At 70.3% G+C, this 13,428-nt stretch carries 12 protein-coding genes and 1 pseudogene; 6 read left to right on the forward strand and 7 right to left on the reverse strand.

Going from position 1 to position 13,428, the window contains the following annotated elements:
* Together ACJ73U_RS32645 and ACJ73U_RS32650 are read left to right on the forward strand one after the other, a co-directional pair.
* Positions 1 to 778, forward strand: a 778-nt coding sequence (locus tag ACJ73U_RS32645) for an amidohydrolase family protein (protein ID WP_407781590.1), incomplete at its 5' end; no start/stop codon positions are given.
* A gap of 7 nt (positions 779 to 785) precedes the next feature.
* Entirely contained in the window at positions 786 to 1,295 is a 510-nt protein-coding gene (locus tag ACJ73U_RS32650) for an AAA family ATPase (RefSeq protein WP_407781591.1), read from the forward strand.
* 51 nt (positions 1,296 to 1,346) lie between these two features.
* Here the strand turns inward: ACJ73U_RS32650 and ACJ73U_RS32655 are convergent, their stop codons facing one another.
* Positions 1,347 to 2,837, reverse strand: a complete 1,491-nt coding sequence (locus ACJ73U_RS32655) for an alpha/beta hydrolase (RefSeq protein ID WP_407781592.1) — start codon at positions 2,835 to 2,837, stop codon at positions 1,347 to 1,349.
* A 187-nt stretch (positions 2,838 to 3,024) separates the two neighbouring features.
* Here ACJ73U_RS32655 and htpG point away from each other — a divergent pair, with 187 nt between their 5' ends.
* A complete protein-coding gene (gene htpG, locus ACJ73U_RS32660; protein ID WP_407781593.1) occupies positions 3,025 to 4,845 on the forward strand; it encodes a molecular chaperone HtpG in 1,821 nt (606 codons plus the stop codon).
* 320 nt (positions 4,846 to 5,165) lie between these two features.
* On the opposite strand, the pseudogene ACJ73U_RS32665 reads toward htpG, so the two are convergent.
* A pseudogene (locus ACJ73U_RS32665) lies at positions 5,166 to 5,387 on the reverse strand (inorganic phosphate transporter); the annotation flags it as partial.
* Between the two features lie 140 nt (positions 5,388 to 5,527).
* A complete protein-coding gene (locus ACJ73U_RS32670) occupies positions 5,528 to 6,175 on the reverse strand; it encodes a dienelactone hydrolase family protein (protein WP_407781594.1) in 648 nt (215 codons plus the stop codon).
* Positions 6,176 to 6,385: 210 nt separating this feature from the next.
* Between ACJ73U_RS32670 and ACJ73U_RS32675 the strand changes: the two genes are divergently transcribed.
* Positions 6,386 to 6,844, forward strand: coding sequence for a carboxymuconolactone decarboxylase family protein (locus ACJ73U_RS32675; protein ID WP_407781595.1), 459 nt, complete (start codon positions 6,386 to 6,388; stop codon positions 6,842 to 6,844).
* 17 nt (positions 6,845 to 6,861) lie between these two features.
* Here the strand turns inward: ACJ73U_RS32675 and ACJ73U_RS32680 are convergent, their stop codons facing one another.
* The 3 genes from ACJ73U_RS32680 to ACJ73U_RS32690 are packed head-to-tail and all read right to left on the reverse strand — an operon-like array spanning position 6,862 to position 9,877.
* Positions 6,862 to 8,091, reverse strand: coding sequence for a RimK family alpha-L-glutamate ligase (locus ACJ73U_RS32680; protein WP_407781596.1), 1,230 nt, complete (start codon positions 8,089 to 8,091; stop codon positions 6,862 to 6,864).
* A gap of 8 nt (positions 8,092 to 8,099) precedes the next feature.
* Complete coding sequence (locus tag ACJ73U_RS32685) at positions 8,100 to 8,825, reverse strand: esterase family protein (protein ID WP_407781597.1); 726 nt, start codon at positions 8,823 to 8,825, stop codon at positions 8,100 to 8,102.
* Complete coding sequence (locus ACJ73U_RS32690) at positions 8,825 to 9,877, reverse strand: alpha/beta hydrolase (protein WP_407781598.1); 1,053 nt, start codon at positions 9,875 to 9,877, stop codon at positions 8,825 to 8,827. The genes ACJ73U_RS32685 and ACJ73U_RS32690 overlap by 1 nt, the downstream gene beginning before the upstream one ends.
* Positions 9,878 to 9,960: 83 nt before the next feature.
* Between ACJ73U_RS32690 and ACJ73U_RS32695 the strand changes: the two genes are divergently transcribed.
* Both ACJ73U_RS32695 and ACJ73U_RS32700 read left to right on the forward strand, forming a co-directional pair.
* Positions 9,961 to 10,290, forward strand: coding sequence for an ArsR/SmtB family transcription factor (locus ACJ73U_RS32695; protein ID WP_407781599.1), 330 nt, complete (start codon positions 9,961 to 9,963; stop codon positions 10,288 to 10,290).
* 14 nt (positions 10,291 to 10,304) lie between these two features.
* The gene (locus ACJ73U_RS32700) at positions 10,305 to 11,153 is read left to right on the forward strand and encodes a TIGR03620 family F420-dependent LLM class oxidoreductase (protein ID WP_407781600.1); all 849 of its coding nucleotides are present in this window, start codon (positions 10,305 to 10,307) and stop codon (positions 11,151 to 11,153) included.
* 299 nt (positions 11,154 to 11,452) lie between these two features.
* Here the strand turns inward: ACJ73U_RS32700 and ACJ73U_RS32705 are convergent, their stop codons facing one another.
* Positions 11,453 to 13,426 (reverse strand): amino acid transporter, encoded by a 1,974-nt coding sequence (locus tag ACJ73U_RS32705; protein ID WP_407781601.1) that lies wholly within the window; start codon positions 13,424 to 13,426, stop codon positions 11,453 to 11,455.
* Positions 13,427 to 13,428 lie beyond the last annotated feature (2 nt).

Genomic DNA, 13,428 nt, shown 5'->3' on the forward strand with positions numbered 1-13,428 from the left:
CGAGGTCGGGGCGGCGCGGCGGGTGCTGGCGGCCACCGGCGGGTTGGTCACCATGGCGATGGCGCCGTACGGCCCGGAGATCGCCGGGGAGGAGCGGGCGCTCGCGGAATGGCGGGTCGCCGGGGAACTCGACCTCGCGGTGACCGTCCACATGGGCGGGCACGGCCGGGAGAGCGCGGCGCGCGGGCTGGACTTCCTGGTACGGCACGGTTTCCTCGGCCCGCGCACCAGCTACGCCCACGGCAACGACTACAGCGACGAACACCTGAAGCTGATCGCGGACAGCGGTGGCGCCATCGCCGTCTCACCGGTCGTCGAGATGGCGCTGGGGATCGGCGCGCCGGTCACCGCCCGCGCGCGGCGCGCGGGCGTGCCCACCGGCCTCGGCGCCGACACCGTCATCAGCGGCCCCGGGGACATGTTCAGCCTCATGCGTGCCGACTACGCCTGCGCCCGGCTGGACGACGGCGGCTTCACCACCCGGGACGCGCTCCGGGCGGCGACCGTCGACGGTGCGAGGGTGGCCGGGCTCGACGACCTCGGCACGCTCGCGCCCGGCAGCCACGCCGACCTCGTCCTGCTGCGGACGGACCTGCCCGGCACCGCGCCCGTGCACGACCCGGTCGCCTCGGTCGTGCTGTCGATGGACACCCGCGCGGTGGACACCGTCATCGTCGGCGGGCGGGTCGTCAAGCGGGATGGCCGACTGGTCATGGACGTGACAACTTTGTTGACAGATCTTGCGGAATCAGCCGCGCGGGTGACCGCCACGGCATGATGTCCGAGTGCTGGTTGTGTTCGTGGGACGGCCGGGCACCGGCAAGACCACGCTCGCGCGGCTGGCCTCCGCCGAGTTGGCCGCCGCTCACCTGCGTATCGACGCCATCGAGGCGGCGATCGCGCGGTACGGTCTGGCCGGGCCACCGGTCAACCCGGTCGGTTACGCCATCGCGCACGAGATCGCGGCGTCCAGCCTGGCCGCGGGCGCGCACGTCGTGATCGACGCCGTCAGCGCCGTTCCCGAGGCCAGGGCCGGGTGGACGGCGCTCGCCGCGGCCGCCGGCACGCCCCTGCGGGTGGTCGAGGTCGTGGTGACGGACCCGGCCGAGCACCGCCGCCGGGTCGAGGCCCGGCGGAGCGACCTCGAGGGTCTGGTCGTGCCCACCTGGGACCAGGTCACCGCCCTCGCCTACGAACCCTGGGACACCGTCCGCGACGGCCCACGCCTGCTCGTCCGCAACGACGGCACCGCCTCCGACACGATGCGCCAGGTCCGCTCGTACCTCATGCACTGAAGGGGCACCCGCCGGACGCCGAACGTCGCGGGGGTGCCCCTTCAGTGCGGATCAGTACGAACCGGTCGGCACGGCCAGTGGGCGCAGCGCCTTCTTCGCCGGGTTCGGCGTGTCCTCGGACGGGCAGCTCGCGCCACGGTGTGGCGGTCGCAGGTTGATCAGGTAGTCGTCGACCGCGTTGTCCACGCACTGCCGGCCGGAGTCGTAGGCGGTGTGGCCCCAGCCCTCGTACGTGAGCAGCCGGGCGCCGCTCTGCCGGGACGCCGCCAGGCTCCACGGGTACACCGTCGCCGGGTCGTGGATGTTGCCGACCATCAGCAGCGGCGGCGCGCCGTGGACGCGGAGCGGTCGCTGCGGGTTCGTGGTCTTCTGGCCGCTGTTCACGCACGTCATGAGGTGGTCGACGTACGGGGACCACTCCATGATCGGGTACTGCCGCGCGAGCCCGGCGCGGATCCCGGCGTACTCGGCGTAGTCGCGCACCGGGTAGCGCCAGTCGCTGCACCAGATGGACGGGTAGGCGATGTTGTCGATCTCGGCGGCGAGTCGCGCGTCGGCTGCGGGCTGGCTGCCGGTGCCGTCCCACAGCCACCGCAGCTGCTCCGCCACGAAGCTCCACGCCTGCGGGATGACCACGGGGAACGTGCCACCGGCCAGGCCGTAGAAGTCGACCTTCGCGCCGTCCGGGTCGACGAGCGTGCCCGCCTTGGCGCGTGCCTTCAGCTGCGTGTACACCGAGGTGGTACCCAGGCCGTACAGCGCGCAGCTCGGCGTGGCGTCACACCACCGGGCGAACTCCCGGAACCCCTCCTCGACCGGCGCGGTCTCGGTGCGGGCGAAGTCCCACGCGGTCCGCAGGCTGTGGTCCATGTTGCCGTCCATGACCAGCGCGCGGACGTTGTGCGGGAACAGCTCCGCGTACTGCTGGCCCATCAGGCTGCCGTACGAGTAGCCGAGGAACGTCAGCTTCGGCTCGCCGAGCGCGACGCGGATCGCGTCCATGTCGCGGGCGGTGTGCAGGTTGTCGACGTGGTTCGCCAGTCCGCCGGAGTTGGCCCGGCAGCTGTCGTGCAGTGCGCGGTTGGTCGCCGCCAGCTCGTCGAACTCGGCCTGGCTGGCCGGGTGCTTCTCGGCGTCCGACCGCTCGGCGAGGTCCCCGTCGCACAGCAGCTGACTGGAGGTGTTGATGCCGCGCGGGTCGAACCCGATCTGGTCGAAGCGCTCGGCGACCGCCGGGGTCACCGTGTCGCCGCCCTCGACGAAGGCGACGCCGGAACCACCCGGGCCACCCGGGTCGACCAGCACCGAACCGATGCGCTTCGCCGGGTCCGTCGCCGGGCGCCGCGCGAGCCCGATGTGGATCTTCTGGCCGTTCGGCCGCGCGTAGTCGAGCGGGACCTCGATGGTGGCGCAGTCGACGCCCGGCGCGTCCGCACCGCACGGTTTCCAGTCGATGGTCGACACCGGTTCGGCCGCCGCGGCCGGTGCGGCCACCGTGCCGGCCACCAGTGCGCCCGCCAGCATCGCGAGCAGTTTTCGCATGTGTGCTTCCCCCATTTCCCCAGTGTGGTTGCACGAGTGCCGCCCATGATGCCCGTACCGCGAACGAGTTACCACGATCAGTGACTAACAAGTGGCAACGATGCCCTGACGGTCATGCACGGCCGCCGTCACCCGGCGTTCCGCACTGCGTAAAATCAGTCGGCCACCACGTCGAAAGGGGGATGCCGTGACCGCGCAGGTCGAGACGCTCGAGTTCCAGTCCGAGGCGCGCCAGCTGCTGCAGTTGATGATTCACTCGGTGTACTCGAACAAGGACACCTTCCTGCGTGAGCTGATCTCGAACGCGTCGGACGCGCTCGACAAGCTCCGGCTGGAGGCGTTCCGGGACAAGGAGCTGGACGCGCAGACCGACGATCCGCACGTCGAGCTGGAGACCGACGCCGCCGCACGCACGCTCACGGTGCGGGACAACGGTATTGGCATGACGCGCGACGAGGTCGTCAGCCTCATCGGCACCATCGCCAAGTCCGGCACCGCGGAGTTCCTGGCCAAGCTCAAGGAGGCCAAGCAGAACGAGGAGCTGATCGGCCAGTTCGGCGTCGGCTTCTACTCGAGTTTCATGGTCGCGGACAAGGTCACGCTGGTGACCCGCCGCGCCGGCACGAGCGAGGGCGTGCGCTGGGAGTCCACCGGCGAGGGCACGTACACGATCGAGCCCGTCGCGGACGCGCCGCAGGGCACGTCCGTCACGCTGCACCTCAAGCCGGAGGACAAGGAGGACAAGCTCTTCGACTACACGGACACCGCGACACTGTCCGCGATCGTCAAGAAGTACTCCGACTTCATCACCTGGCCGATCAAGCTGGGCGACGAGACGCTGAACTCGATGAAGGCCCTCTGGGCGCGCTCGGACGCGACCGAGGAGGAGTACGCCGAGTTCTACAAGCACATCAGCCACGACTGGCAGGCGCCGCTGGAGACGATGCGGCTGCAGGCCGAGGGCACGTTCGAGTACCAGGCACTGCTGTTCCTGCCGGCCAAGGCGCCGTTCGACCTGTTCATGCGGGAGCGCAAGCGCGGCGTGCAGCTGTACGTCAAGCGCGTGTTCATCATGGATGACTGCGAAGCGCTGATGCCGGAGTACCTGCGCTTCGTCAAGGGCGTGGTCGACGCGCAGGACCTGTCGCTGAACGTCTCGCGCGAGATCCTGCAGCAGGATCGCCAGATCGAGCGCATCCGCCGGCGCCTGGTCAAGAAGGTGCTGCAGACCGTCAAGGGCCTGCCGGAGGAGAAGTACCGGACGTTCTGGGCCGAGTTCGGCCGCGCGCTCAAGGAGGGCCTGCTCGACGACGTCGACAACCGGGAGACGATCCTGGAGATCGCGTCGTTCGACTCGACCCACGCGACCGACGAGCAGACGAGGCTCGCCGACTACATCGAGCGGATGAAGGAAGGCCAGGAGCACATCTACTTCCTGACCGGCGAGACGCGCCAGGCCGTCGAGCACTCGCCGCACCTGGAAGCCTTCCAGGACAAGGGCTTCGAGGTCCTGATCCTGACCGACCCGATCGACGAGATGTGGGTCGACGCGGTGGGTGAGTTCAAGGGCAAGAAGTTCCAGTCCATCGCCAAGGGACAGGTCGACCTCGACGAGGCCAAGGACCCCGAGCAGGAGAAGGAGTTCGAGGGCCTGCTCACCTGGCTCAAGTCCACGCTGGAGGAACACGTCAAGGACGTGCGGCTGTCCTCGCGGCTCACCTCCTCGCCCGCGTGCATCGTCGGCGACAGCTACGACATGACGCCGACGCTGGAGAAGATGTACCGCGCGATGGGCCAGGACATGCCCCAGATCAAGCGGATCCTGGAGCTGAACCCGAAGCACGACCTGGTCGTCGCGCTGCGGGACGCCCACGCGGCCGAGAAGCCGGACCTCGAGGAGGCGGCCGAGCTGGTGTACGGCATGGCCCTGCTCGCGGAGGGCGGCGACCTGGCCGACCCGCCGCGGTTCACCAAGCTGATGGCCAACAGGCTCGCCAAGACCCTGTAGTTCCTCGGTCCGCTGGCAGAGGTGAGCTGGCGCGAAAGGCGCTTTCGGGACACTTGACGTCCCGAAAGCGCCTTTCCTGGCATGGGCACGGTTCGCGACGCGGGTCCGCGGCCGTGACCCGCGAGGAGTGGGGTCAGGCGAACGCGACCAGGTAGAGGCCGTAGCCGATCACCGCGGCCGCGCCGAGGAAGCACAGCGTCATGAGCATGGTCGGGGTCGTCGTTCACGTTGTGCGAGCCGACCGGGCTGCGCCGCGACAGCAGGTAGACCCCGGCGCCGACGGCGACCGCGACCAGCGCGACGACGACCGAACAACGCATGCGAGGAACTGGACGGCAGGCCGAGCAGCCAGGTAGCCAGGCGATCGCACCGACGAGCCCGCCGAAGATCACCGTCGGCGTGATCAGCTTCTCGTCGACGATGCCGTTGCTGATGGTCTTCGCGACCTCGACGGAGATGAACGCACCGACGAGGTTCAGGACCGCGGAGATCCCCACCGCGACCTTCGGGGGCAACGCGCCAGTCGCGATGGACGTCGCCATCGCGTTGGCGGGGTCGTGGAACCCGTTCGTGAAATCAAAGGCAAGCGGCGGTCATCGCCGTGCGGGACTCGACGACTGCGGACGGCGGGATGCGCACCATCTCCGAGTCGGGACGGCAGGTCGATCACGCGCTGGGTGCGTCAGTCGTCGAGGGGGATCGGCAGGGTCGCGGTGAACCAGTCCGCGGCCAGTACGCCGACCTCCTCCAGGGCGCCGGGCTCCGCGAAGAGGTGTGACGCCCCGGGCACGATCCGCAGTTCGGTGGGGGCGGTCATCACCTGCCGGGCGCGTTCGTTCAGGTTCACCACCATCGCGTCGTGCTGGCCCACGACCAACAGCGTGGGTGCCCGTACCTGTGTCAGTGCCGGGCCGGCCAGGTCCGGCCGGCCGCCCCGGGAGACCACCGCCCGCACGCGCTCCGGCCGCCCCGCCGCCGCGACCAGTGCCGCCGCGCCGCCCGTGCTGGCCCCGAACAGCCCGAGCGGCAGCTCGGCGATCGCCGGCGGCGCGTCGTCCATCACGCCCGTCAACCGGTCCGCCAGCAAGCCGATGTCGAACCGCAGTCGTCCGTCGACCGCGTCGACGCGCTCCTCCTCGGGGGTGAGCAGGTCCACCAGCACGGTCGCCAGACCGCGCTCCCGCAGCGTGCCGGCCACCGCCTGGTTCCGCGGGCTGTGCCGCGAGCTGCCGCTGGCGTGCGCGATCAGCAACACGCCGACGGCGCCGGCCGGCACGACGACGTCCGCGTCGAGCCGCACGCCCCCCGCTTCGAGCACCACCTGCGCCATGGGCCCGTGCTACCCGTGGTGGGAGGGCCTAAACGCCGACGTCGGAGGACGGCGGGCCGTGCCGCCAGCGACGGTACGCCGTACCCGGTCAGCGGCGCCCACGCGGCGAGCGCCCGCCGGTCGAGGTGCGCGTCACCACACGAACAGGTTCACGTTTTCGCCCCGAAAGTGGACTCTCCCCGTGGACAGGTTGTCGCTAACGTTGCTGGTGTGACACAGCGAATCCAGTCGCACAACAGCATCCCCGCGGCGGGGAAGGCGTTCCACACGGCCGCGCTCGAGGTCGAGAAGGCGGCGGAGGCCGCGGGCCTCGACCGCAGGCTCCTCGATCTGGTCAGGATCCGCGCGTCGCAGCTCAACGCGTGCGCGTTCTGCCTGGACATGCACACCGCCGACACGCTCAGGCAGGGCGAGGACGTCCGCCGGCTCAACCTGCTGGCCGCGTGGCGCGAGACCGACCTGTACAGCGAGCAGGAGCGGGCCGCGTTGGAGCTGACCGAGACGGTCACCCGGCTCTCGGAGACCCGGGACGTGCCCGACGAGGTGTACGAGTACGCGACGAAGGTGTTCACCGAGGCGCAGTACCAGGCCGTGCTGTGGCTGATCGTGATCATCAACGGCTACAACCGGCTGGCCGTGCCCGGCCGGCCCACGCTGCCACCCCGATGACCGCGCCGCGGGACGCCCTACGCGTTGTCCTCGACCCAGAGGCCGAGTAGTCCGCGGAAGTGCGCGACGAACTGGTCGTGCTCGCGAGCCGGGTACGTCGACCGGACCGTGGACACCAGCAGGTCGTCGAAGGCGGCGGAGGTCACCCAGTCGCGGACCAGTCCGTCCACCCCGGACAGGGTGGTCGCGCAGAAGTCCTGGTAGCGCTCGGTTTCGAAGTAGTCGTCGGCCAGGCGGCGGTACTCGGTCAGCTTCTCGTCGTAGGTGCGGTCGGAGTCGGCGACCGCGAAGTAGTTGCGGGTGTCCAGGTCCAGCCGCGCACGCCGGCCCGTCACCGCGCAGAAGACCGACCACTTGAGCAGGGTGCCGATGGCCCACGGGAAGTAGTAGTGCAGCGACGTGATCGAGATGTCCGGGCACGCGTTGGCGTAGTCGATCGGGTGAACCGCCTCGCCGACCACCAGGCTCTCGCAGGAGTTGAACTCCCAGCGGAAGAACGCGTTGATGAGCCGCGAGATCGTCAGCACCTCGGCACCCGTGGACTCGGACAGGAAGGCGTGGTCCACCGCGTACCGGTTGTGCATCGGTTGGTCCGGCTGGAACTTCATCACCATGCTGTCCGGGCCGATGGTCAGCGACCGGGCGAACACGTCATAGCCCTCGACCGACGCCTGCAGGTGCATCAGCATCTCGCCGGACTGGTCGTAGGCCTGGTGCAGCGTCCGGTTGTCGCGGATGCGCGACACGCCCCGCCACGCCCCACCGTCGTAGGGCTTCATGTAGAGCGGGTAGCCGATCCGCGCGGCGATCTCGTCCAGGTCGAACGCCTGGTTGTACTTCGCCGCGGTGTAGGCGTACCGAGCGTTGTCGACCGGGTTCTTGTAGGGGACGAGCCAGGTGTCCGGGACCTTCAGGCCCAGCCGGATCATCGCGCAGTACGCCGCGTGCTTCTCCATGGACTGGAACGTGAACGGGCTGTTCAGCAGGTACACGTCGTCCATCAGCGCGATCTTCTTCAACCACTCGCGCGGCACGTAGTACCAGTACGCGAGCCGGTCGATCACCAGGTCGTACCGGGGCTTGGCGCGCAGGTCGAACGGCTCGATCGTGATCCGTTCGGTGTTCAGGGTGTGTTCCGCGTCGCCGTGGCGCACCGGGCCGAGGCGGCGCACCAGTTCCTCGAAGGCCAACGGCCAGTCCTCTTCGGTGCCTAACAGGAGACCGAGCAGATGTTCCGTGCGGTCCACGCATCCTCCTAACAGAACCGGGGCAGGTGATGGGCGAGCTGTGCCCGCCACGAGGGCCAGTCGTGCGGGACGTCGTGGCCCCACACGTCCAGTTCACACCGCAACCCCTTGCCCCGCAGCACATCGGCGAAATCTACTGTGGACCGCAGCGAGCCGGTGGTGTCCTCCCACTGCCCCTGTCCCACGACCAGCAGTACCGACAGCCGCCCGCGCAGCCAGTCGAGGTGGTCGCCGTGCAGGTTGGGCACGAAGTCGAACGGGTTCGCGAAGTACGCGGCGTCACCGCGGTCGCCCCAGCCGTGCCACGTGGACGGGTCGTAGTTGCCGGACATGCCGATGGCCAGGGGGAACAGGTCCGCGCGGCGCAGCGCGAACAGCACCGCGTGGAACGCGCCGAGTGAGCAGCCGAGCGTCGCGATCTCCTGTGGACCGCCGCAGTCGGCGTGGATCGACGGCACGACGTCGTTCAGGACCCACGACTCGTACACGCCGTGCCGGCGCGCGCGTTCCTCCAGGGACACCGACCGGTTGGACCAGGAGTGCTCGTCGAACGAGTCCACGCAGTACAGCTTCGCCCGGCCCTCCTCGAGGAGCGGCCGGACCGGCTCGATCATGCCGTGGGTCTCGAAGTCCCACGCCCGGCCCTGCTCGGAGGGGAACACCAGGAACGGCCGCCCGTAGTGTCCGTAGGCGATCACGGTGCCGCCGCCGACCTCGTACTGGTCCCGACGCATCAGGCGCTCCACACGGAACGGAGCAGCGCGGTCAGCGACGGGTCGAACGCGTCGCGCCAGCCGACGTAGTTGTGCGCGTCCGGCACCTCGACCAGCCGGACCTCGTAGCCCTGCTTGGTGAGCGTGGCGGTCATCTGCCGGTTGTTGGCCAGGTTCTCCTCGGCGAGCCCGCAGGTCATCGTGACCGGCACGGTCTCGTGCGGCACCGTGCGCAGCACGTCCGCCACATACACGCTGACCTGGGCGAACCGGTCGAACCGGTGCTGCTCCTGCGGGTCGAGGTCGACGGTGAGGAACGACGCCGACTGCAGGAACAACCCGCCGAACAGGCCGGGGAGCGCGCGCTGGGCGTGCAGCATCGCGAGGCCGCCGAGGCTCGCGCCCATGCCGACCACCGGTTCGGTGACGGCCACCGCCTGCCGCAGCGCCGGCACGATCCGCTGGTGCAGGGTGGCCGAGTACCTCGGGTTGGCCGCGTACTCGTCGTCGCGGTCGCCGGGGGCGAGCAGCGCGACCCGGAACGGTGGCAGCTCCTCGCTCGCGATCATCGCGCCGGCGTAGGTGGTGAGGCCCGCGAGCCGGTCGTACTCGGGCCCGTCGTGCGCGACGAGCAGCGGCAGCGGCTCGTCGCGTGGCGCGGGCGACCACAGCCGGACGGCGACGGCCCCGTCGAGAAGGGGCGCGTCGACCGCCAGCTCGGTCGTCTCACCGTCCACAGCGGGTGCGGTGAGCCAGGCAGGCGCGGTGTAGCCGGGGAACTCGATGACCGACTTGTCGCCGAACGCGCCGGGTGCGCGGCGCGGGTTGGCGGGGTCGCAGATCTCCTCGGCGTCCCCGGCCGGGTGGCGCAGCTGGAACCGGTACTCCATGCGCTGCACGGGCGGGCGGGGGAGCGTGAGGTGCCAGACGTCGTCCGAGAAGCTGAACTCGAGGTCGGTCCCGGGCAGGGAGAGCGCCGGGAGCAACCGCGTGCCGGACAGCGCGGCGTCGGCGTCGGGCATTCGGAACGTCACCGAGTCGTCGGTCACCTGCGGCTCCGTCTCGGCGATCACTGATCCATCTCAGCCACCGTCCACACGTGAAGTCAAGCCATCTGTCATATCGACAATCTTCGAAACGTCGCTACTATGGCGGTGTGACCGAGACCGACGTCCCCGATCCCGAGGTCGTCAGCGCGTTGCGAGCGCTGTCCAACCCCGTTCGCCTCCAGCTGCTCACGTGGCTGCGCGACCCGGAGCGCAACTTCCCGCTCGACGGCGCCATCGCCGACCCGCACGAGGTCGGCGTGTGCGTGACCCACATCCAGGCGAAGGTGGGGCTGGCCCAGTCGACGGTCTCGGCGTACCTGGCCGAGCTGCAGCGCGCGGGCCTGGTGCGGGCGACGCGGGTGGGCAAGTGGACCCACTACAAACGTGACGAGGAGCGCATCGCCTCGCTCGTCGCGACACTCGGCCGGACACTCTGACCAGGAGGAGAGCTTTGACCACCCTTGAGGACCTCGGACGGTTCGGGGTCTACACGTTCGACTTCGAGCGCCAGCCGCCGGCGCTGATCCGGGACTCGGTGCGCGAGCTGGAGGAACGGGGCTGGCCGGCGTTCTGGTTCCCGGAGGTCGGCGGCCGCGAGGCGTTCTCGCTGGCCGGCTTCCTGCTCGCCAGCACCGAGCGGCTGCACGTGGTGAACGGGATCGCCCAGGTCACCGCGCGTTCGGCCCGCGCGGCCCACGGCGCGGCCGCCCTGCTGGCCGAGGCCTACCCCGGCCGGCACCTGCTGGGGCTCGGCCTCGGCCAGGGCCGCCCGGGCACCAAGCCGCTGACGGCGATGGCGGAGTACCTCGACGAGCTGGACGGCTTCGACGAGCCCGTGCCGCGCGTACTGGCCGCGTACGGCCCGAAGATGCTCGAGCTGGCCCGCGACCGCGCGCAGGGGGCGCACACCTACCACGTCACGCCCGGACACACCGCGCAGGCACGGGAGATCCTGGGGCCGGATGCCTTCCTGGGCGTCGAGCACGCGGTCCTGTTCGAGACCGACCCGGACAGGGCACGCGCGGTCGCCCGCGAGCACCTGCACGTCTACCTGACGACCCCGTTCAACGTCGCCAAGTTCCGCCGCCTGGGCTACACCGAGGAGGAGATCGCGCACGGCGGCAGCGACCGCATCATCGACGACCTCGTCTTCTGGGGCGACCTGGACACCATCGTCACGAAGCTCCACGCCCACCTCGAAGCGGGCGCCAACCACGTGGCGATCCAGGTGGTGGGCATCGAGCCGGGCCGGTCCGCGCTACCGAGGTGGCGCGAACTGGGCGAGGCGCTCCTGCCCTGAGCCCGCCCACGGCCGGCCGCCGACGCGCCGAAGGACCTCTTCCTCGCACCCCACCCCGGCCGCGGACGTGGACGCGAGGCGTCCGGCCGCCGGCGGGTGGTCGGGCTGCCCTGGCCGTGGATGTTGGTGCGGAGTGTTCGGCCGGCTCGGCCGCCGGCGGGTGGCCGAGCCGCCCTGGCCGTGGACGTTGATTCGGAGTGGCCGGGCCCGGTCACTGGCGGGTGGTCGAGCCGCCTTGGCCGTGGACGTTGGTGCGGGTGTTCCGGCCGGCCCGGCCGCTGGTGGGTGGTCGGGCTGCCCTAGCCGCCGACGTGGATGCGGGGGCGTCGCGTCGGGTCCGGCTCGTGCTGGCGGATGATCTCCCGCACCACCGGGGGCGTGTCGCCCCGGCCGAGGATCAGGTAGCGGAACAGGTGCCCGAGCGGGTTGCCCTCCGACCACTCGAAGTGGCAGCGCGGCCGCACCCCGGTCGTGTCCCGCAGTGCCAGCAGGATCGACGCGATGGCGTTCGGAGCCGCGGGGGCGCCGGCGCGCAGGATGCGGTGCGAGCCGACGGCGAAGCCGCGCACCTCGAGGACGTCGCTGAACTCCGAGGGGTCGACCACGTCGATCTCCAGGAACAGCACGTCCGCGACGCCCGGCAGGGGGTTCAGGCCGCGCTGCTCGCCCTCCTTGTCCGCGTACTCGGCCTCGTCGCCCGCCTGGCGTTTGTTGGCCACGAGGTCGAGGCGGCCGTCGTGCTCGATGTTCTCGGTGATGAAGCGACGGGCGGTCTCGTCGAACTCGATGCGGTCGACGCGCAGCTCGGTCGTGCGGGTGACGCGTGAGATCAGCGACACCACGATGATGCCGGCGATGAACGCGGCGGAGATCGCGATGCCGTCCGGCTTCTCGATCACGTTCTCGACCAGCGCGTACAGCAGGATCAGCGTGAGCACGGTGAACGCGACGCCGGCCTTCGGCTGCCCCTTGCGGAACGCGGAGATCGTCACCGCGACCGCGCCGGACACCATCATCGCCAGGATCCCGGTCGCGTAGGCGCCGGCCTGCGCGTTGACGTCCGCGCCGAACGCGAGGGTGATGCCGATGCTGATCACCGTGTACACGAGCACGACCGGGCGCACGGCCCGGCCCCACTCCGGCGCCATGCCGTACGCGGGCAGGTACCGCGGCACGATGTTGATCAGTCCGGCCATCGCGGAGGCACCCGCGAACCACAGGATCAGGACGCTGGAGATGTCGTAGACCGTGCCGAACACCGCGCCGAGGTGCTCGTGCGCGAGGTAGGCGAGCGCGCGGCCGTTGGCCCCGCCGCCCTCCTCGAACTCCTTGGCGGGGATGAGCACGGTGGTGATGAAGCTCGTCGCGATGAGGTACACCGACATGACCAGCGCGGCCGTCATGAGCAGCTTGCCGGTGTTGCGGACCTTCTGCTCGGGGCCGTCGGCCCTGATGAGCGGCATCATGCTGACACCGGTCTCGAACCCGGACAGCCCCAGCACGAGCAGCGGGAACGCGAGCACGGCCGGCCCGGCGATGTCGAGGAACCCGGACCCGTGCTCGGTGAGGCGGTCGGTCCAGCGGGAGAGCGCGTCCGGGGTGCTGAAGATCTCGACCACCCCGACGACCACGATGACGGCGTTGAGCAGCAGGAAGATCGCGACCAGCGGGATCGCGACGCTGATCGCCTCGGAGAAGCCGAGCAGGAAGACGCCGCAGAGGACGACCAGCAGCAGGACGGTGATGAGCACCTCGTGCCCGTGCAGGAAGCCCGGGAAGGCGGGGTTCTCGACCATGTGCACCGACGCGTCCGCCGCGGACAGCGTGATCGTGATGATCCACGAGGTGGCCACGAAGCCCAGCAGCACGAGCACGAAGAGCTTGCCGCGCCAGAACGGCAGCAGCGTCTCCAGCATCGCGACCGACCCCTGCCCGTGCGGCGACTCCCGGGACACGCGCCGGTACATGGGCAGCATGCCGAACAGCGTGAGCGCCACGATCAGCAACGTGGCGAGCGGCGAGAGCGCACCGGCCGCGAGCGCGGCGATGGCGGGCAGGTAGGACAGCGTGGAGAAGTAGTCGACGCCGGTGAGGCACATGACCTTCCACCAGGCCTGCGGCTTGCCGTGCCCCTCGGCGGCCTCGGGGCCGACCGGCGCCACCTGGTGTCGCAGCAGCCACTTGGCGAGCCCGTGCGGCTGCGTCACCTTCGCCGGGCTGCCCACGCTGGCCGGCACCGCGAGCCGATCGGCCGTCCCCGTCTCCGCGTCCATCG

The organism is Actinophytocola sp. (assembly GCF_045807065.1).
In the GTDB taxonomy this organism is placed as follows: domain Bacteria; phylum Actinomycetota; class Actinomycetes; order Mycobacteriales; family Pseudonocardiaceae; genus Actinophytocola.